General features: G+C 71.5%; 20 protein-coding genes and 1 pseudogene. 10 read left to right on the plus strand and 11 right to left on the minus strand.

What is annotated here, in order from left to right; genetic code table 11:
- Positions 1–15: 15 nt before the first annotated feature.
- Both BLW84_RS08125 and BLW84_RS08130 read left to right on the plus strand, forming a co-directional pair.
- Positions 16–591 (plus strand): hypothetical protein, encoded by a 576-nt coding sequence (locus BLW84_RS08125; protein ID WP_093263690.1) that lies wholly within the window; start codon positions 16–18, stop codon positions 589–591.
- Positions 498–1,514: a methyltransferase domain-containing protein gene (locus tag BLW84_RS08130; RefSeq protein WP_177226355.1), complete on the plus strand. Its 1,017-nt coding sequence runs from the start codon at positions 498–500 to the stop codon at positions 1,512–1,514. Before BLW84_RS08125 ends, BLW84_RS08130 begins: the two co-directional genes overlap by 94 nt.
- Here the strand turns inward: BLW84_RS08130 and BLW84_RS08135 are convergent.
- On the minus strand, positions 1,498–2,130 hold the full coding sequence (locus BLW84_RS08135) for a response regulator (RefSeq protein WP_093263178.1): 633 nt from the start codon (positions 2,128–2,130) through the stop codon (positions 1,498–1,500). The two genes, BLW84_RS08130 and BLW84_RS08135, sit on opposite strands and share 17 nt — an antisense overlap.
- Positions 2,130–3,347 carry a sensor histidine kinase gene (locus tag BLW84_RS08140; RefSeq protein WP_218157236.1) on the minus strand — a complete coding sequence of 406 codons (1,218 nt, stop codon included), beginning with the start codon at positions 3,345–3,347 and terminating at the stop codon, positions 2,130–2,132. Before BLW84_RS08140 ends, BLW84_RS08135 begins: the two co-directional genes overlap by 1 nt.
- A gap of 213 nt (positions 3,348–3,560) precedes the next feature.
- Between BLW84_RS08140 and BLW84_RS08145 the strand changes: the two genes are divergently transcribed.
- Positions 3,561–4,631, plus strand: a complete 1,071-nt coding sequence (locus tag BLW84_RS08145; RefSeq protein ID WP_093263183.1) for an ABC transporter permease — start codon at positions 3,561–3,563, stop codon at positions 4,629–4,631.
- Complete coding sequence (locus tag BLW84_RS08150) at positions 4,628–5,317, plus strand: ABC transporter ATP-binding protein (protein ID WP_093263186.1); 690 nt, start codon at positions 4,628–4,630, stop codon at positions 5,315–5,317. The genes BLW84_RS08145 and BLW84_RS08150 overlap by 4 nt, the downstream gene beginning before the upstream one ends.
- Here BLW84_RS08150 and trpS read toward each other — a convergent pair.
- From trpS to BLW84_RS08165, 3 genes are all read right to left on the minus strand, one after another.
- Positions 5,294–6,346 (minus strand): tryptophan--tRNA ligase, encoded by a 1,053-nt coding sequence (gene trpS, locus BLW84_RS08155; protein WP_093263188.1) that lies wholly within the window; start codon positions 6,344–6,346, stop codon positions 5,294–5,296. The two genes, BLW84_RS08150 and trpS, sit on opposite strands and share 24 nt — an antisense overlap.
- A gap of 242 nt (positions 6,347–6,588) precedes the next feature.
- Entirely contained in the window at positions 6,589–7,329 is a 741-nt protein-coding gene (locus BLW84_RS08160) for a GNAT family N-acetyltransferase (protein ID WP_245761016.1), read from the minus strand.
- Positions 7,330–7,452: 123 nt separating this feature from the next.
- Positions 7,453–7,662 (minus strand): hypothetical protein, encoded by a 210-nt coding sequence (locus BLW84_RS08165; RefSeq protein WP_143060891.1) that lies wholly within the window; start codon positions 7,660–7,662, stop codon positions 7,453–7,455.
- 305 nt (positions 7,663–7,967) lie between these two features.
- Here BLW84_RS08165 and BLW84_RS08170 point away from each other — a divergent pair, with 305 nt between their 5' ends.
- From BLW84_RS08170 to BLW84_RS08185, 4 genes are read left to right on the plus strand one after another with little or no spacing between them, the layout of a single operon-like run.
- Positions 7,968–9,584: an ABC-F family ATP-binding cassette domain-containing protein gene (locus tag BLW84_RS08170; RefSeq protein ID WP_093263193.1), complete on the plus strand. Its 1,617-nt coding sequence runs from the start codon at positions 7,968–7,970 to the stop codon at positions 9,582–9,584.
- A 14-nt stretch (positions 9,585–9,598) separates the two neighbouring features.
- Positions 9,599–10,264 carry a CatB-related O-acetyltransferase gene (locus tag BLW84_RS08175; protein WP_093263196.1) on the plus strand — a complete coding sequence of 222 codons (666 nt, stop codon included), beginning with the start codon at positions 9,599–9,601 and terminating at the stop codon, positions 10,262–10,264.
- On the plus strand, positions 10,257–11,153 hold the full coding sequence (locus BLW84_RS08180; RefSeq protein WP_093263198.1) for an alpha/beta fold hydrolase: 897 nt from the start codon (positions 10,257–10,259) through the stop codon (positions 11,151–11,153). The genes BLW84_RS08175 and BLW84_RS08180 overlap by 8 nt, the downstream gene beginning before the upstream one ends.
- Entirely contained in the window at positions 11,150–11,983 is an 834-nt protein-coding gene (locus tag BLW84_RS08185; RefSeq protein WP_093263201.1) for an SDR family NAD(P)-dependent oxidoreductase, read from the plus strand. Before BLW84_RS08180 ends, BLW84_RS08185 begins: the two co-directional genes overlap by 4 nt.
- A 56-nt stretch (positions 11,984–12,039) precedes the next feature.
- Here the strand turns inward: BLW84_RS08185 and BLW84_RS08190 are convergent, their stop codons facing one another.
- Positions 12,040–13,464, minus strand: a complete 1,425-nt coding sequence (locus BLW84_RS08190) for an MFS transporter (protein ID WP_245761017.1) — start codon at positions 13,462–13,464, stop codon at positions 12,040–12,042.
- Between the two features lie 64 nt (positions 13,465–13,528).
- Between BLW84_RS08190 and BLW84_RS08195 the strand changes: the two genes are divergently transcribed.
- A complete protein-coding gene (locus BLW84_RS08195) occupies positions 13,529–14,338 on the plus strand; it encodes an ArsR/SmtB family transcription factor (protein ID WP_093263204.1) in 810 nt (269 codons plus the stop codon).
- On the opposite strand, the gene BLW84_RS08200 is transcribed toward BLW84_RS08195, so the two are convergent.
- Both BLW84_RS08200 and BLW84_RS08205 read right to left on the minus strand, forming a co-directional pair.
- A complete protein-coding gene (locus tag BLW84_RS08200; RefSeq protein ID WP_093263697.1) occupies positions 14,274–14,912 on the minus strand; it encodes a LysE family translocator in 639 nt (212 codons plus the stop codon). The two genes, BLW84_RS08195 and BLW84_RS08200, sit on opposite strands and share 65 nt — an antisense overlap.
- Positions 14,913–15,010: 98 nt before the next feature.
- Entirely contained in the window at positions 15,011–15,880 is an 870-nt protein-coding gene (locus tag BLW84_RS08205) for an oxidoreductase (RefSeq protein ID WP_093263206.1), read from the minus strand.
- Positions 15,881–15,985: 105 nt separating this feature from the next.
- On the opposite strand from BLW84_RS08205, the gene BLW84_RS08210 reads away from it, so the two are divergent.
- Positions 15,986–16,633 (plus strand): helix-turn-helix domain-containing protein, encoded by a 648-nt coding sequence (locus BLW84_RS08210; protein ID WP_093263209.1) that lies wholly within the window; start codon positions 15,986–15,988, stop codon positions 16,631–16,633.
- 10 nt (positions 16,634–16,643) lie between these two features.
- On the opposite strand, the gene BLW84_RS49840 is transcribed toward BLW84_RS08210, so the two are convergent.
- From BLW84_RS49840 to BLW84_RS08230, 3 genes and pseudogenes are all read right to left on the minus strand, one after another.
- On the minus strand, positions 16,644–16,916 hold the full coding sequence (locus BLW84_RS49840) for a DUF899 family protein (RefSeq protein WP_342743131.1): 273 nt from the start codon (positions 16,914–16,916) through the stop codon (positions 16,644–16,646).
- Positions 16,849–18,617: pseudogene (locus tag BLW84_RS08220) on the minus strand (RNA-guided endonuclease TnpB family protein). The gene BLW84_RS49840 and the pseudogene BLW84_RS08220 overlap by 68 nt, the downstream one beginning before the upstream one ends.
- Entirely contained in the window at positions 18,599–18,970 is a 372-nt protein-coding gene (locus BLW84_RS08230) for a YciI family protein (protein ID WP_093263699.1), read from the minus strand. Before BLW84_RS08230 ends, BLW84_RS08220 begins: the two are co-directional and overlap by 19 nt.
- Positions 18,971–18,981: the final 11 nt, after the last annotated feature.

Consider the following 18,981-nt stretch of genomic DNA (forward strand, 5'->3'; position numbering starts at 1 on the left):
ACTAGCGTGGTGGGCGTGGTGTTGAGCAACCGGATCCTGCGGGGCGTGGCCGCCGGCGAGATCACCCTGGCGTTCCAGCGCTGGCCCAGCCCGCTGGCGCGGGCCGGCTCGCGGTTGCACACCGCAGTCGGGGTGATCGGCGTCGACGAGGTCGCCGAGGTCGATCCAGCCCGGATCACCGATGCCGACGCCCACCGCGCCGGCTTCGCCTCCGCCGCCGGGCTCCGGTCCTCTTTGGACAAGCACGGCCGCGGCGCGGTCTACCGCCTCGCCCTCAGCTACGCGGGCCCCGCGCCCGAGCCGCCGCCGGAACCGGTGGAGCTGCGTCCCCGCGAACGCGCCGAGATCGACCGGCGGCTGGCGCGGCTGGACGTCTCTTCCCCGCGCGGGCCGTGGACCAAGGCCGTCCTGGAAGTGCTGCGGCAGCGCCCCGGGCTCCGGCCCACCGAACTCGCCGCCGGCCTTGGGCGGCCGGCGTCCCGCTGCAAATCCGACGTGTGGCAGTTGCGCGAGCTCGGCCTCGTCGAGCCCCAGGAATCGGGCTTCCGGCTGTCCTCGCGCGGGCAGTCCTATCTCGACGGTCCCGCCTGAACGAGGAGCACATCCTGATCCACCAGACCCGCCCCGCAGACATCCTCACCGACGCCGAAACCGCGCTGTGCGCGGCGATCCGGGCCTACAGCAGCGGAGACGCCACCACTGCGCACTGCGCCGCCGAACAGGCCGGAGCGCTGGACCCGGACAGCGAACTGGCGCGACTGCTGGCCGTGATCACCGCTGGTGGCGATGCCGCGAGCGTTTACGACTCCCCCGCGGCATTCCGGGCGTTCATCCGCGGCGGCGGCAACATCGGCCTCTACGAGGCCACCTCCGGCGCGCTGCGCGAGCTCTACCGGCGGCACCGGCCTCAGCGGCTGCTCGACATCGGTACCGGCGACGGGATGGCGCTGCTGCCCGCGCTCACCGAGCACCGCCCCGCCGTCGGGGTCGTCGAGCCCAGTGCCGCGCTGCTGGCCGAGACCACCGCCGAGCTGACGCGACGCGGCATCCCGCACCTCGCGTGGCCGTGCACCGCCCAGGAGTTCACCGCCACCCACACCCGGCGCTGGGACCTGGTGCAGTCCACCTTCGCGCTGCAATCCCTGCCGGAGGCCGACAAGGCCCGGGTGCTGCGCTGGATCGCCGCGCACACCGACCGGTTCGTGCTGGTTGAGTTCGACGTCCCGGAGGTCGCCTCGGTGTGGGAACCCGCGTGGTTCCGCGACTGCCTGGCCCGGCTGGAGCGCGGCCTGCGCGAGTACGACGGTGACCGCGATCTCGTCGGCGCCGGGTTCATCCTGCCGGTGATCCTCGGCAAGTTCGGCACCGCTGCGCCCACCAACTACGAGCTGGCCATCGACGCCTGGGAGGCGCTGCTGCGTGAGGCCGGGTTCGCCGGGATCGCCACCCGGCGGCTGGCCGACTACTGGTGGCGTCCGGCGTTCCTGGTCGAGGCGGTCACCGGGGCCGGATGATGCCGCGCTGCAACGCCGTGGTGATCGCCGCGGTGCGGTTGTCCACGCCGAGTTTGTCGTAGATGTGCACCAGGTGCGTCTTCACGGTCGCCTCGCTGATGAACAGCGCCTTCGACAGCGCCCGGTTGGACAGGCCTTGGGCCAGCAGCTGCAGGATCTCGACCTCGCGCGGGCTCAACGCGGGCTGCGGGCGGCGCAGGTGACCGAGCAGCCGTGCCGCCACGCCGGGTGCCAGCGCCGTCTGGCCCGACGCAGCCAGCCACACCGCTTGGCACAGCTCCTCCGGTGGGGCGTCCTTGAGCATGTAGCCGGTGGCGCCGGCTTCCACGGCGGTGAGGATGTCGGCGTCGGAGTCGTAGGTGGTCAGCACCAGCACCGGCGGGCCGCCCTCCGCGGTGATGCGGCGGGTGGCGGTGACGCCGTCCATGCCGGTGGGCATCTGCAGGTCCATCAGCACGATGTCCACCTCGGTGCCGGCCAGCGCGTCCAGCGCGGCCTGCCCGTCGGCGGCCTCGGCCACCACCGTCATGTCCGGCCGGTCGTCGAACATCGCCCGCAGTCCGCGCCGGACCACCGGATGATCGTCGACGAGCAGGATGCGCAACGCTTCGGCCATCACCGGATCTCCTCGTCGGTCAGCGGCAGCCGGATGGCCACCGCGGTGCCGTCGCCGGGCGCGGACTCCACCGCGAGCCGCCCGCCCAGCGCGCCGATGCGTTCCCGCAGCGCGATCAGCCCATATCCGCTGCCATCCGGTGCGGGCCGGACCGCGGCCGGGTCGAAACCGGCACCGTCGTCGTAGATGTCGAGGGTGACCTCCGTGTCGAGGAACCCGAGCGTGACCACCGCGGTGTGGGCGTGGGCGTGGCGGACGACGTTGCCGAGGCTGGCCTGGGCCGCGCGCAGCAGCGCCACCTCGTAGCCGGACGGCAACTGCACGGGTACGCCGTCGGTCTGGAAGCGGCAGTGGATGCCCGATTCCCTCGCGGTGTCCTCGCACAACCTCTGCAGCGCCTGCGGCAGTCCCGCGCCGGTCAGCGACGGTGGGCGCAGGTCCCGCACGAAGCGGCGGGCCTCGTCGAGGTTGTCCGACGCGGTGCGCTGCGCCTCGGTGATGCGGGCGCGGGCCTTGTCCGCCTGCGGTGGCAGCGCCGTGTCCGCCGCGCGCAGCAGCAGCACGATGCTCGACAGGCCCTGGGCGAGGGTGTCGTGGATTTCCCTGGCCAGCCGTTCCCGCTCGGCGGCCACCCCGGCCTGGTGCTGCGAGGACGCCAGTTCCGCGCGGGTGCGGGTCAGGTCGTCGATGAGGGCTTGCCTGCGCTGGCTCTCGGCGTAGATCGCCGAGTAGCCCCAGGTGATCACCACCGCCACCCCGGCCCCGACGACCGGGCCCAGCACCATGCCCACGCTCCAGGTCCCGGCGTGCCAGCCCTGGGCCGATACGACCAGGGCGGTGACCACCACGACCGCGACCAGCGCGTGCCGCCCGCGCAGCAGGTGCAGGTGCAGGAAGAACAGCGGGAACGCCAGCCACGAGAAGTCCGGGCTGATCACCAGCAGGCCCGCCCACACCGCGGTGACCGCCGCTAGCCATGCCATCGCCAGCCACCGCCGGTGCAGGGCGTGGCGCACCGCCGCGCCCGCGGCGTACACGGCGGTCAGCAGCACCGCGCCGGCCACCGCCAGCCAGCCGGCCGGGCCGGCGGGGTGGGTGAGGAACACCCGCGTGGTGGCGATGCACAGCAGCAGCAGGAATCCCGCGTGGAACACCAGCCGCATCAACCGCAGGATCGCCACCGGGCCGGGACCGGCGGGCAACGACGTTTCGGACACTGTGGACACCTTAAGGCCTGTGGGTGGACGGGGCGGACGGTGCTCGCCAGGGTCCTTTCTAGACATCGCAGCCGGGGCGCGGCATCGATCGTTCGGTTGAGATCGGGGTGCACCGCGCGGCAGCCGCGGAATCAATCCACGCGGCGATGGCAACAGGGCCGTTCGCGGCGAGGCTGGAAGCCGGAATCGACCACGACCGGAAAGCAGAACACCGTGTTCCTCGCCATCCGCGACATCCGCTTCGCCAAGGGGCGGTTCGCGCTCATGGGCTCGGTGGTCGGGCTGATCACACTGTTGATCGTGCTGTTGTCGGGACTGACCGCGGGCCTGGCCCACCAGTCCACCTCGGCCATCACACAGCTGCCCACCACCCACATCGCCTTCGGCACGGCCAGTGCCGAAGCCCCCGAGCAGTCCTTCGCCGACTCCTCGGTCACCCAGGCCCAGCTCGACGCCTACCGCGCCGCGCCCGGCGTGCAGCGCGCCGCACCGCTGGGCATCACCCAGACCCGCCTGGAAACCGCCACCGGCGGCACGGCCGCCACCATCTTCGGCGTGCGCTCCGCCGACGGACTCGCGCCCGAGGCGGTCACGCCCGGCACGCTGGTGATCAGCCGCGAGCTCGCCGAGAACAACGACCTGGCCGTCGGGCAGAGCGTGCTGGCGGGCACGCAGCGGCTGACCATCAGCGGCATCGCCGACAACGCCTACTACAGCCACACGCCGGTGGCGTGGACGGCGCTGGAGACCTGGTCGGAGCTGCGGCCCCCGCGCGTCGACGCGCCGCTGGCCACCGTCATCGCCGCCGAGGTGACCACCGATCCGGCGCAGGCCGACGCCGCAGCGGGCACCACCACGGCGACCACCGGCGGCAGCCTGTCGGCCATCGGCTCCTACTCCTCGGAGAACGGGTCGCTGCTGATGATGCAGGGCTTCCTGTACGCGATCTCCGCGCTGGTCATCGGCGCGTTCATGACCGTGTGGACCATCCAGCGCAGCGGCGACATCGCGATCCTCAAGGCCCTCGGCGGCGCCACCGGCTACCTGCTGCGGGATGCGCTGGCGCAGTCGGCGATCGTGCTGGTGCTCGGCGCCGGTGTCGGTGGTGCGGTCGGGGTCGGGCTGGGGGCGCTGGCGGTGCAGGCCGTGCCGTTCCAGCTCACCGCCGCCACGACGGTGCTGCCCATCATCGCCATGATCGTCCTGGGCATGGCTGGTGCCGTCCTGGCCGTCCGGCGCATCACTTCCGTCGACCCGCTGACCGCTTTGGGAGCAGCCCGATGAGCCTCACCCTGACCGATGTCCGCCTGACCTACCCCGACGGCGACCGCGTACTCACCGCTCTCGACGAGGTGTCGCTGCAGGTCGAGCCCGGCCAGGTGCTGGCCGTCGTCGGGCCCTCCGGCTCCGGCAAGTCGAGCCTGCTGGCCGTGGCCGCGACTCTGCTGCGCCCCGATTCCGGCCGCGTGGTCGTCGACGGCGTCGACGCCGTCGGTCTGTCCGCGGCGCAGCGGGCCCGGCTGCGGCTGGAGAAGATCGGCATCGTCTTCCAGCAGCCCAACCTGCTCGGTTCGCTGACCGCCGCCGAACAGCTGCTCGCCATCCAGCACATGCGCGGCGTTCCGGTGCGGCGGCAGCGCCGCGCGGCCGTCGAAGCGCTGGCCGCGGTCGGGCTCGACGGCAAGCAGCACCGGCGGCCGCACCAGCTCTCCGGTGGTGAGCGCCAGCGGGTCAACATCGCCCGCGCCCTCACCGGCAGGCCCGCGGTGCTGCTGGTGGACGAGCCGACCGCCGCGCTCGACCAGGAGCGCGGCGGCCAGATCGTCGAGCTGCTCGCCGAGGTCACCCGCCAGCACCAGGTCGCCACCGTCATGGTCACCCACGACACCGAGTACCTCGACCAGGTCGACGACGTGGCCGTGATGCGCGACGGGCAGCTGACCCGCTCAGTAGCGGGTGCCCATCGCTGAGCGCACCTCGGCGAGGGTCGCCTCGGCGATGGCGTTGGCGCGCTCGTTGCCCTCGCGCAGGATCCGGCGCAGATCGCCGCGATCCTGCGCGAAGGCGGCGCGTCGTTCCCGCATCGGCGCCAGGTACTCGTTGACCACCTCGGTCACGGTGCGCTTCAGCTCCGCCGCGCCACCCGAACCGATGTCCGCGGCGACGTCGTGCGGATCGCGCCCCAGGCACAGGGCCGCGAGCAGCACCAGGCTGGAGACCTCCGGGCGCGACTGCGGGTCGTAGGTGATGTGGCGCTGCGCGTCGGTCTTCGCGCCACGGATCAGCCGCGCGGTCTCATCGGCGGTGGCCGATAGCGTGATCGCGTTGCCGCGGCTCTTGCTCATCTTGGTGCCGTCGGTGCCCAGCAGCAGCGGCGCCGGCGACAGCAGCGCGTCCGGCTCGGGCAGCAGCCGCCCGTAGCGGTCGTTGAAGCGGCGCGCGATCGTGCGGGTCAGCTCCAGGTGCGGCAGCTGGTCCTGGCCCACCGGCACCAGATTGGCCTTGCAGAACAGGATGTCGGCGGCCTGGTGCGCCGGGTAGGTGAACATCAGGCCGCTGACGGCCGCCTGCCGCGAGTGGTTGATCTCGTCCTTGACCGTGGGGTTGCGGCTGAGCTCCGAGACCGACACCAGGCTCAGGAACGGCAGGAGCAGCTGGTTGAGCGCCGCGACCGCGCTGTGGGTGAAGATCGTGGCGGTCCGCGGGTCGATCCCGGCGGCCAGGTAGTCCAGCATCAGGTTGTCCACGTGCTCGCCGAGGTGCTCGGCGACGTCGCGGTCGGTGAGCACCTGGTAGTCGGCGATGATCACCATCATCTCCACGCCCTGGCGCTGCAACCGGACGCGGTTGTGCAGGGTGCCGAAGTAGTGGCCCAGGTGCAGCAGCCCGGTCGGGCGGTCGCCGGTGAGCACTCGGAAGTCGTTGGGGCGCAAGGTGATCTGCTCTTCCAGCTCGGCGCTGCGGCGCGCGGCGGTGGACGTCTCGATCACGGTGGTCATGGTGTTCTCCTCGGTCTGGTGGCGGGGTCCGGCCGGGGCCCGCGACGCGTGGAGAACACGAAAAAGGGCCGTCCATCCGAACGGCCCGAGACGTGCGTGCTGAGATGGCCGCTCCTAACCGGAGCGCCACCACGCGAAGCACGAACTGCGAATCACACCGCCATCCTAACCCGCTCCGGCCGCACGCCGCCCGCGGTATGACCGAAGCCATCCCCGCGGCGGCGGCCGGTCCGGGGATGCGGTCACGGGACTTCCACGGTCATCGTCGTGTCGGTGACGGCGAACCCGAGCCGCTCGTACACGTGCTGCGCCGGGTTGCCGACCGTGACGGCCAAACCCACCTCATGCCGGCCCTGCGCGCTCAACCATGCCATCGCGCGCCGCAGCAGCAGCCCGCCCAGGCCCGCGAATTCCGCCGCCGGACGGCGGAACACATCGCCCACCCACGGCACGCCATCGCGATCGTTGACCACCAGCCCGGCCGCGACCTGGTCGCCGGCGTCGACCACCAATGCGCTGCACCCCAGCACGGGCCCCAGCACCCGGCCGGCCAGCAGCGGCTGCAGCAGCTCCACCAGCACCTGCTGGTCGTCGCCGGAGCCCCGGTCGGGGTGATCCGGCGGGTACGCCTCACGCCACGGCGCCAGCAGTTCCGACGCCGGGCGATCGCAGTCCACCAGCCGCAGCGGCGCCGCCGGGACCAGGTCCGCCCACTCGCGCGGTGGAGGGTCGGCCCGCAGATCCCGCCGCATCGCATGCGCGTGCCGCTTCAGCCGCGCACCTGCGCGCACCAGCACCTCGCCGTGCTCCGGCGTGGCGAACAGCTTCCACCCCGGCAACTCCGCGCGGAGCAGATCCAACGCGCCAGGTCCGTCGATTCCCAGCACCCGCGCGGTGCGCGGCATCCCGTTCGGGACGTAGGACACCGTCGTGGCGCCGTCCGACAGCACCGCGGTGTCGCCGGTGTGGTTCTGCTGCATCATTGGACAAGCACTACACCCGAATCTTGCGGCGGGGCAACCGAATTAGCGGCGGTGCGGACAGCGTCGGGGGCCTGCTCCGCGTGGAGCAGGCCCCCGAACAGCTCGGCTACGGGCGAACCGGCGTCACTGGTTCCCGCTTTCGTCGGTCGCCACGGAGTGCGCCGTGCCGTCCTGGCCGTACCCGTCCTGCCCGTTGGAGTCGGCGCAGCTGCCGCTCTCGCACGCCGGGGCGGGCAGCGTGAAGTTCGACGGGTCGTCCTGGGCGTGGGCCAGGCCCGCGGTGGTGCCGGCGAAGGCGGCGGCGAGGACGGCGACGCTGAGGAATCGGCGCATGATCACGTATCTCCTGAACTGCTCGGGCCCCCCGTGCGGGAGCCGATGGCCCCAGGCCAACATCGACCGGCACCGCTCGCCGACTGGATCACCACGACAGGCGAGCGGATCTACCCCGTCTGGCGGACGACGGCGCAGAAATTCCCTTGACATCCGCGGCGGACTTGCCGCTAAGATCAACACCACTATGAAGAACTGACTTCGAGCTAGGCCCGCGTCCGAGGCTTCCGCGACCGCTTCCACCGGTTCGCGTCGAATCGTGCCCGGCGGGCGATTGTCATCGAGTCCCCCCGGTGTGACGCCCTGTGCCCCATGTTTCTGCCGCTTCGTCCTTCGTTCTGCGCGCACGTGACCTCGTCAAGTCCTATGCGGACCGGACCGTCCTCGCCGGGGTGTCGCTGACCGCCTCGCCCGGCCAGCGCATCGGCCTTGTCGGCGAGAACGGCGTCGGCAAGTCCACCCTGCTGCGCATCCTCGCCGGCGCGGAAGACCCCGACAGCGGCGAGCTCGCCCGCCCCGACGACCTCGGATTCCTGCACCAGGAACCACCTTTCACCCCCGGCACGACGCTGGCGGCCGCGCTGGACGAGGCGCTGGCCGAACACCGCGCCGCACAAGCCCGCCTCGCCGAACTCGCCGACGCCCTCGGCGAGGCGCCCGCGGACCCCGGGATCCTCGCCGCCTACGGCGAAGTCCTCGACTGGGCCCAGCAGCACGACACCTGGAACGCCGACCACCGCGCCGAAGTCGTCCTCGACGGGCTCGGCCTGGGCGGCATCACCGGCGACCGGCGCATCGGCACGCTCTCCGGCGGCCAGCGCAGCAGGCTGGGCCTCGCAGTCCTGCTGCTGCGCCGGCCCCGCGCGCTGCTGCTGGACGAACCCACCAACCACCTCGACGAATCCGCCCTGACGTTCCTGCAGCAGCACCTCGCCGCGCTGCCCGGCGCCGTCGTGCTGGCCAGCCACGACCGCGTGTTCCTCGACGCGGTCTGCACCGACATCCTCGACCTCGACCCCGCCGTGGACGGCCCCACCCGCTACGGCGGCACCTTCACCGACTACCTCGCCGCCAAACGCGCCGAACGCGCCCGCTGGGAACAGCGCTACACCGCCGAGCAGAACGAACTCGCCGCCCTGCGCCACGCCGTGGACGTCACCGCCCGCCAGGTCAGCCACCACGGCATGCGGCGCGACAACGCCAAGATGGCCTACGACTACTCCGGCGGCCGGGTCCAGAAGCAGATCTCCCGCCGGGTGCGCAACGCCCAGCAGCGCCTCGACGACCTCACCACCGCCCAAGTCCACGAACCGCCGAGCCCGCTGCGCTTCGCCGCGCCCCTCACCGGCCGCGAAACCACCACCGATGTGGTGCTGCAGATCAGGGAAGCCGGCGTGCGCGGACGGGTGTGGATCGACGAACTCGACGTCACCGGCACCGACAGGCTGCTGATCACCGGCGGCAACGGTGCAGGCAAGTCCACCCTGCTGCACCTCGCCGCCGGCCGGCTGGCGCCCGACACCGGCACCGTGCAGCGCCGCCACGACCTCCGCGTCGGCCTGCTCGAACAGGACGTCACCTTCGCCGCCCCCGGCAAGAGCCCCCGGCAGATCTACGCCACGCCCCACCGGCTCGACCTGCGCGAACTCGGCCTGCTCGCCCAGGCCGACCTCGACCGCCCCGTCGGCGCGCTCTCGGTCGGCCAGCGCCGCCGCCTGGCCCTGGCACTGCTGCTCGCCGATCCACCACAGGTGTTGTTCCTGGACGAACCCACCAACCACCTGTCGCTGACCCTCGTCGGCGAACTCGAAGACGCCCTGCACGCCGCGCCCGGCGCCATCGTCGTCGCCAGCCACGACCGATGGCTGCGGCGACGCTGGAACGGGCCCACCCTGAACCTGCACGACGGCCGACGCGCTTGAGGGGAGCCGCCACCATGCCCGACACACCCGACCCCACCCGGGTGCACCCCAGCACCCGGCCCGAGCTGACCAACGTGGCCTTCCTGTCCACAGTGGTCAGCTCCCCGCTGATCGAGATCGGCGAGTACACCTACTACGACGACCCCGCAGGCGCCGCCGAATTCGAAACCCGCAACGTGCTCTACAACTACGGGCCCGCACGGCTGCGCATCGGCCGGTTCTGCGCGCTGGCCACCGGAGCGCGGTTCATCATGCCCGCCGCCAACCACCCCATGATCGGCTGCTCCACGTACCCGTTCACCATGTTCGGCGGCGACTGGGCCCAGGCAACCCTCGACCTCGCCACCAACCTGCCGACCAAGGGCGACACCGTCGTCGGCAACGACGTCTGGATCGGCCGCGACGCCACCGTCATGCCCGGCGTGCACATCGGCGACGGCGCGATCATCGCCACCGGCGCGGTGGTCACCGGCGACATCCCCGCCTACGGCATCGCCGGCGGCAACCCGGCCCGGGTGATCCGCCGCCGCTTCTACGACGCCGACGTCGAACTGCTGCAGCGCATCGCCTGGTGGAACTGGCCCGTCCAGACCATCACCACCCACGTGCGGACCATCATGGCCGGCGACCCCAAGGACCTCGCGGCCCTGGCCCGTCGAGAAGGGCTGCTCGATGACTGAACTCCACATCACCACACCCGACGGCCTGCGGCTGTGGAGCGAATCCCGCGGCGACCCGGCGGACCCGCCGGTGCTGCTGATCATGGGCGCCAACACCAGCGCGCTGGGCTGGCCCGACGAGTTCGTCGACGCCCTCGTCGCGCACCACCTGCACGTCGTGCGCTACGACCACCGCGACACCGGCCGCTCCACCCACCTGGACATCACCGACTACGCCCTGACCGACCTCGCCCGCGATGCCGTAGCCGTTCTCGACGGCCACGGCATCGCCACCGCCCACGTCGTCGGCCTGTCCATGGGCGGCACCCTCGGCCAGCTGCTCGCCCTGGACCACCGCGACCGGCTGCGCACCCTCACCCTGATGCTGACCGCCGCCCTCGACGTCGACTTCGCCGACTCGATGCGCCGCGCCGTCGAAGGCGAACCCACCGACCTGCCCACCCCGACCCCGCGGATCGTCACCGCGATGGCCCACCGCGCCGACCCCGCACCCGACCGCGCCACCGCGCTGCACCGCCGGATCGACGAGTGGCGACTGCTCGCCGGCGAAGAAATCCCCTTCGACGCCGAGGAGTTCCGGCGCTGGGAGAACGCCGTCATCGACCACGCCGGCAGCTACCGGCAACCGTCCGCGCACGCCTTCGCCACCCCGGTCCCCACCGAACGCGGCGCCGAACTGCGCCACGTCACCACGCCGACCCTGGTCATCCAGGGCCCGCAAGATCCCATCAACCCACCCCCGCACGGCCGGCACCTCGCCGACCTCATCCCCGGCGCCCGCTGCGCGACCATCCCCGGGCTCGGCCACGCCCTGCCCGGCGCGCTGCACCGCCAGATCACCACCACCATCACCGACCACATCGGACACTTCGAGAGGACCACCGCGTGATCGACCCCCGCCTGCGCGACCGCGTCGCCGTGATCACCGGTGCCAACAGCCCGCTGGGCATCGGCGCCGGCATCGCCCGCGCCCTGGCCCGCCAAGGCGTCAAAGTCGTGCTCGCCTCCCTGCCCGAAACACCCCCGACCCGCGATACCACCGGAGCCGACCACACCTACGGCACGGCGAAGTCCACCGACACCGATCACGTGCGCGACGCCCTGCGCGGCGACGGTGCCGACGCCGAATCGCTGGCCGTCGATCTCGCCGACCCCACCGTCGTCCCGGCGGTCTTCGACCACGCCGAAACCCACTTCGGGCCGGTGGAGATCCTCGTCAACAACGCCGCCCACTGCGTGCCCGACACCTTCCGGACCGACCCCGCCCGCGGCGCCACCACCGTCGCCGCGGCGAGCCTGGACGCCCACCACGCCGTCAACACCCGCGCGCCCGCGCTGCTGATGGCCGAATTCCACCGCCGTCACCTGCGCCGCAAGGCCCGCTGGGGCCGCATCATCAACATCTCCACCGACGCCGCGCCCGGCGCGGCCGACCAGATCTCCTACTGGGCGACCAAGAACGCGCTGGAATCGCTGAGCCGTTCCGCGGCCATCGAACTCGGCGACGCCGGCATCACCGTCAACATCATCTCGCCGGGCCCGGTGCAGACCGGCTGGATCAGCGACGACATGAACACCCGCTTCGCGGAGTTCAGCCCGCTGGGCCGCGTCGGCCGCCCCGACGACATCGCCGACCTCACGGTCTTCCTCGCCTCCCACCAAGCCCGCTGGGTCACCGGCCAGACCATCTACGCCGGTGGCGGCAAACGCATGATCTAGCACCAGCACGCCACCGCGGCCGGACTCGGCCTGCTCAACGCCGCGCGCTGGCCCCCTCACCCTTCCGCCACGCCGGCCGCCCGGAGCCCGTCTCCGGTGCGGCCTGACGAGAGCTTCAGGTTGTCCGGGCCACCGGAACGAGGTCCGCGCCCGGATGGGCTGGTGGCGAGGCTGCAGGCGATCGCCACCAGCCACAGCAGCACGCCGACCACTGCCAGCCGGTGCAGCCCAGCGGCGAAATCGGCGGGTGCGGCCGGAGAGCCCGCGATCGCGCCGAACACCGCGACGCCCAGCGCGGTCCCGGTCTGCCGCATGGTGTTGTTCACCCCGCTGGCCAGCCCCGAACGTCGCGGTCCGAGCGCGCCGACCGCGGCCGCCACCACCGGTGTGGTCAGCAATCCGGCACCGATCCCGCACGCGACGAGCACCGGAACCACCTCGGCATAGCCACCACCCGGAGACGCCAGGGCCCAGCAGCCCGATCCCGCCGCGGCGATCACCGCGCCGCACACCATCGGCACCCGGGGCCCGAAGCGCGCCACCACGCGCCCGGCCACCGGCGCCAGCAGCACCAGCGGAATCGACATCGGCAACAGCAGCAAACCGGTGCGCGCCGGCGAGTTCCCGCCGAGGTTCTGCAGGTACAGCGACAGCACGAACAGCGTGCCGTTCATGCCGAGATTCATCAGCAGCGCCACCGAGTTCGCCGCCAGGAACGGCCGGTTGCCCAGCCACGAACGCGGCACCCGCCGCCCGGCCGCCCCCAGCGCGATCACCGCCACTCCCAGTGCCGCCACCACCGATGCCCCCAGTCCTGCCTGACCGGCCTCGATCACCGCGAACACCACCGCCGTCAACCCCACGACCGCACCTGCCAGCGCCCCGACGCGCACCCGCTGCCCACGATCGCCGGGCACAACCGGCACCAGTGTGCGAACTCCCACGACCGCGGCGATCACCACCGGCACGTTCAGCGCGAACACCGACTGCCAGCCGCCCCACTCCACGAGGAGGCCGCCCACCAGCGGACCGGCCGGCAACGCCAGCGACGACACCGCCGCCCACACCCCCAAAGCCCGCGCCCGCTCCGCCGCATCCGGGTACACCCCGGCGATCACCGCCATGCTGCCCGGCAGCAGCAACGCCGCCCCCACACCCTGCACCGCGCGAGCGGCGACCAGCGCCCCGAGCCCCGGAGCCAGCGCGCACCCCAGCGACGCCGCGCCAAAGACCGCCAGCCCGGCGAGCACCACCCTGCGGTGCCCGAAGCGGTCGCCCAGCGCGCCGCCGACCAGCAACATCCCGGCGATGGCCAGCGCATATCCGTCGACCACCCACTGCGTTCCGGCCATCCCCGCACCCAGCGAGCCGCGGATGGCGGGCAGGGCCACGTTGACCACCGTGACATCCAGCAGCACCAGGAACATGCCCGCGCACATCACCGCGAGCACCAGCACAGGAGAACCTCGTCTCTTCACCACGCACCGAGGCTGCACCCGCAACACTTCACGCCGGCCTGAAATGTCGTGGGAGCAGAATGGGTGCATGGCAGTCCAGGGAGACAGCGACATCGCGCCGGTGGCCGCACTGTTCGCCGAACCCGGCCGCGCCAAGGTGCTGCAGGCGCTGGCCGACGGGCGGTCGCTACCCGCCTCGGTGCTGGCCGCGGAAGCCGGATTGTCGGCCAGCGCCGCCAGCGCGCACCTCGCCAAGCTCTGCGCCGGTGGCCTGATCGAGGCCGAACGCTCCGGGCGGCACCGCTATTTCCGGCTCGTCGACGGCCGGGTCGCCGCCGTGCTGGAAACCCTCGCCGCCATCGCACCGGCCGAACCGGTGCGCTCGCTGCGCCAGGGCACCCGCGCCGCCGCGGTGCGCGAAGCCCGCAGCTGCTACGACCACCTCGCCGGTCGGCTCGGCGTCACGGTCACCGCGGCGCTGCTGGACCGAGGCGCGCTCGCCGCCGACGACGGCATCCGCGACACCCGCCGCCGCCCGCAGGATGGCCTGTCCGTGCAGCTCAGCGACCATCCCTACCGGCTCGGTCCGCGGGCCGACGAGGTCTTCGCCGCGCTGGGTGTGGACCTGCACGCCATGCAGGCCGGGCCGTCGCGACGGCCGCTGCTGCGGTTCTGCGTGGACTGGAGCGAACAACGGCACCACCTCGCCGGCCGGCTCGGCGCGGCGCTGCTGACCGCGTTGCTCGACTCAGGCTGGCTGGCCCGCAAACCTCAGCAGCGGGCGCTGAAACTCACCGCGCACGGCGCCGACGGGCTGCAGGCCGCACTCGGCATCACGCCGGGCGAGCCCGGTCGGTCAGCAACCGCACCGCCAGCCCTGCCAGCACCGCGCCCATGAAGTAGCGCTGCACCCGAAGCCACCCCGGGCGCCGGGCCAGCATGCCCGCCACCGACCCGGCCGTCACCACGATCAGCGCGTTCACCGACAGCGCCACCAGGATCTGCACCAAGCTCAACGTCAGGCTCTGCAACGCCACACCGCCCCGCGCGGGGTCGATGAACTGCGGCAGCAGCGACACGTAGAGGACCGCGATCTTCGGGTTGAGCAGGTTGGTCACCAGCCCCATCGCGAACAGCCTTCCCGGCCCGTAGGCGGGGGTGGGCGCCGGCTCGAACGCCGACACCCCGCCCGGGCGCACCGCCTGCCACGCCAGCCACAGCAGATATGCCGCGCCGGCGATCTGCAACGCCGTGTACAGCGCGGGAACCAGCGCGAACACGGTGGCGATGCCCGCGGTGGCCGCCGCCGCGTACACCAGGAACCCCACCGCCACGCCCAGCAGGGACACCAGCCCCGCCCGGCGTCCCTGCGTCAGCGACCGCGACACCAGGTAGAACATGTTCGGTCCCGGCGTGAGCACCAGCCCCAGCGCCACCACCGCGATCCCCGCCACCGCCGGAAATTCGACCACCACGCCACCTTCTCGCCGCACTCAACCGTCCTGATCGGACACTAGGCGGCCGCGGCGGCGGCACCAACGGCCAATTCGGCGGTACTGGCCTCACCCGTCTAGGAGCCCAGCTTCGCGAGGTCACCGTTGTCGAGCCGCAACCCACCGGCGGCCACGTTCTCTTCCAGGTGCGCCACCGAACCGGTGCCCGGGATCGCCAACGTCACCGGGGAAACCGCCAGCAACCAGGCCAGCGACACCTGCGCGACACTGGCGGAAAGCCGCTGCGCGACTGCCCGAACACCTGCCGCGTCCATTGGCGTGCTACCGCCGCCGAGCGGGAAGAACGGCACATAAGCAATCCCCGACCGCTCGCACTCGGCCAGCAACTGCCGGTCCTCGACGTGCTGCACGTGGAAGTGGTTCTGCACCGCCGTGACCGGGGCAACCGAGCGCGCTTCCGCGAGCTGCGCAGCGCCCACATTGCTCACGCCGAGGTGGCGGATCAGCCCGGCCTCACGCAGCTCGGCCAGCACCGCGAACCGGTCCGCGACCGAAGACCCGTCCGGGCCGATACCGCCCGCCCGCAGATAGACCAGGTCCAGCCGCGACACGCCCAGCCGCCGCAGATCTTCCTCGACCAAGCCCCGCAACTCCGCCGCCGTTGCCTGTCCCCGGAACGTCCCGTCGGCGTCGCGCAGCGGGCCCACCTTCGTCGCGATCACCACACCGTCGCGGTGCGGCCACAGCGCCCGCCGGATCAGTTCATGCGCACACGTGCCACCGAGGCGGTAGAAACCAGCGGTGTCGATGTGGTTGACGCCCAGCTCCACGGCCCGCCGCAACACCGCCACACCGGTCGCCGGATCGCGCGGCGGCCCCTCCAGCGAATTGGCGACCAGCCGCATCGCACCGAAACCCAGCCGGTTGATCCGCAGATCACCGCCCAGCAAGAACTCGCCACCCACTGCGGCCGTCAGATTCGTCATGCGCACCAGCCTCAGGGCCCACCCGGCCTGGCCACCAACGGCTGGCAGGTTGCTGCCAACGTACTTGCACCGTCCGCCTCGAACGTCTCCGTAGACTCGGTGGGCATGGGTGACCACCAGGTGATCGCGGTGCGTGGCGAGGCAGATCTCATTCGCCGGGCAGGACACCTGTTCACCGATGCCCGCACCGAGTTCGTGTGCGCCGCCACCGACCTGCGCACCTGGTCATACCCACGCCTCCGGCCCACCGGCGAACCCGCTCCGGACCTGCGGGTGCGCAAGCTGTTCACCTCGGCCGCGCTCTGCGATCCGCAACAACGGCAGCATTTGCTGCGGATCGCAGATGTGGGCGCGGAGGTGCGGATCTGCGCCGCCCCGCTGCCACACGAGACGATCATCATCGACCGGCGGGCGATGATCCTGGCCGGTGCCACCACCGCGGGCGAACGCGAATTCACCGCGACCACGGCGCCGACACTCATCAACGGCGTGCACGCCCTGTTCGACGCCACCTGGCACACGGCCATCCCACTCGCCGACTACTTGCGTCAGGAACTTCCGCAGATCGACCAGGCCGGACGCAGCGTCCTGCAGGCGCTCAACGCCGGGCTCACCGACGAAGCCGCGGCCCGCCGCATCGGCGTCTCCCTCCGCACCTACCGGCGGCGCGTCGCCGAGCTGATGACCCTGCTGGACGCCAACTCCCGCTTCCAAGCCGGTGCCCGAGCCGGCGAACTCGGCCTCACCAGTTGAAACACCGTGGTCAGTACTCGTCGTGGTACTTCACCTGCGGGCTGCCCGCCGGGGCACCAAGGCCGGTGGCGCGGCCCTCGGGTTCCTCCCAGTCCTCCTGCCGCCCCAGGGCGGTCAGGTCCAGGAAACTCGTGGTGCTGCCCAGCACGTCCATACCGCGCCCGTAGGTCGAGTAGGTTTGACATCCTCCCCTCTTGAGGGGATTCCAACACGCGCTACCAGAGCGAGAGTTGAGGTTCACGGACACTCTTCGACCCCACGCGGGGTGTTGTCCCTCCGGCACCAACCCGTACGAGTAGGGGACAACGGGTGTTGTCCTGTCCTGCCGCGACGTTGTATGAAGCGTTTAGGTCCGCGTTGCAGGTGAAACCGCAGGCGTCACAGACGAACTCGGCTTGGCTCTTGCGCGAGTTCTTGTCGATCCACCCACAATCGCTACACCGCAGAGACGTGTAGGGGGCCGGGACCTCGTGGACTCGTCCCGGCGCTTTGTGTTCCGTACGTTGCCGAAGCAGGCCCCATCCTTGGGCGAGAATACTCCTGTTCAGCCCGGCCTTCTGGCGCACGTTCCGTCCGGGTTGCTCAACGGTTCCCCGTGCGGATCGGGTCATGTTCCGAATGTTGAGTTTTTCGAACCGGATGGTGTCAAAGGACTTGGCGAGCATCGTCGAGGTCTTCTCGCACCAGTCCTTGCGCCGGTTCGCCTCCCGCGCCTTGATGGCCGCGACCTTGGCGTACTCGGCCCGCTTGGTGTCGCTTCCCTTGGGTGCGCGGGCGGCGCGGTGTTCGTACTTGCGGAGCTTCGCTCGCTCCTTGCTGGACAGCTGGGGGCAGTTCAGCGACCGGCCGTCCGAGAGCTGGGCGGTGATGGTCACGCCCCGATCAATCCCCACCATTCGGCCGTTTCCAGGAGCATTGATCGGATCGGGTATGACGGCGAACGCGACGTGCCACTGACCGTTCCGGTAGGTCACTCGGAAAGTCTTCGCATCCGGCAACCGGCTGCGGGTGAGCCGGAATCGTACCCACCCGCAGCCCGGGACCTTGACCTGAGCCCAATTCTTGTTCAGCTTGTGCACCACCACCGACCGGGACATCACCTGCTTGCCCTTGCGGTTCAGCACCGGGGTCCCATCGAGGTTGAGGGCGGGTACCCGATCGGTACCGATCGCCCGGAACCCCTCATGACGGTACTTCTTCCGCCATGTCGGGGCCCCGAATCCGGAGCCGAACATGCGCGCACGCGCCTGGGCAAAGTCCTTTAGGGCCTGCTGCTGCACATCAACATTGCCCTGCCGTAGCCACTCGTTGTCGACGCGGGCTTCGGTGAGCTGACGGCACTGTTCGGCGAACCCTGGTCCAGGTTGACGTCCTGGGTTCCAGTGCGAGTGCTGTTCGACGGCGAGGTTCCACACGTACCGCGCATGCGCGCAATGCGCGAGCATCACCTGCTCCTGCCGCGCACTGGGGTACATGCGGAACCTCGCCATGATCACACACTGTACCGATACAGCTACGCGTAGCCGGTCCGGCGCCCGGTACGGGACCCCGGCAGCACGGATCTTGCCCTTGGCACGCACCAGCCGCCCGCCGAGCAGCCGCAGCGTCAGCGCCACCTGCGCGCCGGTAGACAGCGCCGGGTGGCAGCACGTGAAGATCAGCCGCAACCGGTCGTCGTGCACGGGCCCCTCCTGCTCCGGCTCGTCGCGGGCGTGCAGGAGCGCGGCCTGCGCGTGCCGGTCCTCGCGGGAGGCTTCCCGGCGCAGCCGGTCGACCGCCCGGTTGCGCGCGTGGTGATGATCCAGCCCGCCGGACTCGGCGGCAGGCCCGCCGACGGCCACTTCGCCACGGCCGTGGCGAAGGCGTCCTGGACCGCTTCCTAGGCGATGTCGATGTCGCCGAAGACGCGGACCAAGACCGCCACCGCGCGGCCGTACTCCGCGCGGAAGACCCGCTCGACCTCCGCTACGCCGACGACCGGCACGTCTCGCCCTCGTCGTCCTGCAACGGCCGCACCTCGATGGGCAGGGTGATCGCCTTCGCCAGCTTGCGGCCCCACTCCAGCGCGGCGTCCAGATCGGCCGCCCGGATGATGGTGAACCCGCCCAGGTGTTCCTTGCCCTCGGTGTACGGGCCGTCGGTGGTGAGCACGTCGGTGCCCTTCGCACGCAGCACGGTCGCGGTGGCCGGCGGATGCAGGCCGGCGGCGAACACCCACGCCCCGGCGGCCTGCATCTCGGCGTTCACCGCCTGCACGTCGCGCATGATCGGCTCCAGGACCTCCGGCGGCGGCGTGGGCCCGTCGGGCTGGTAGATACTCAGCAGGTACTGCTTCATCGCGTTCTCCT

The organism is Saccharopolyspora shandongensis, from assembly GCF_900106995.1.
GTDB lineage: Bacteria > Actinomycetota > Actinomycetes > Mycobacteriales > Pseudonocardiaceae > Saccharopolyspora > Saccharopolyspora shandongensis.

Bases quoted from the DNA above. Each gene is read 5' to 3' on its own strand.
- BLW84_RS08135 (WP_093263178.1), bottom strand. From the start codon at position 2,130: ATGGCCGAAGCGTTGCGCATCCTGCTCGTCGACGATCATCCGGTGGTC.
- BLW84_RS08150 (WP_093263186.1), top strand. From the start codon at position 4,628: ATGAGCCTCACCCTGACCGATGTCCGCCTGACCTACCCCGACGGCGAC.
- trpS (WP_093263188.1), bottom strand. From the start codon at position 6,346: ATGACCACCGTGATCGAGACGTCCACCGCCGCGCGCCGCAGCGCCGAG.
- BLW84_RS08160 (WP_245761016.1), bottom strand. From the start codon at position 7,329: ATGATGCAGCAGAACCACACCGGCGACACCGCGGTGCTGTCGGACGGC.
- BLW84_RS08165 (WP_143060891.1), bottom strand. From the start codon at position 7,662: ATGCGCCGATTCCTCAGCGTCGCCGTCCTCGCCGCCGCCTTCGCCGGC.
- BLW84_RS08175 (WP_093263196.1), top strand. From the start codon at position 9,599: ATGCCCGACACACCCGACCCCACCCGGGTGCACCCCAGCACCCGGCCC.
- BLW84_RS08180 (WP_093263198.1), top strand. From the start codon at position 10,257: ATGACTGAACTCCACATCACCACACCCGACGGCCTGCGGCTGTGGAGC.
- BLW84_RS08195 (WP_093263204.1), top strand. From the start codon at position 13,529: ATGGCAGTCCAGGGAGACAGCGACATCGCGCCGGTGGCCGCACTGTTC.
- BLW84_RS08205 (WP_093263206.1), bottom strand. From the start codon at position 15,880: ATGACGAATCTGACGGCCGCAGTGGGTGGCGAGTTCTTGCTGGGCGGT.
- BLW84_RS08210 (WP_093263209.1), top strand. From the start codon at position 15,986: ATGGGTGACCACCAGGTGATCGCGGTGCGTGGCGAGGCAGATCTCATT.
- BLW84_RS08230 (WP_093263699.1), bottom strand. From the start codon at position 18,970: ATGAAGCAGTACCTGCTGAGTATCTACCAGCCCGACGGGCCCACGCCG.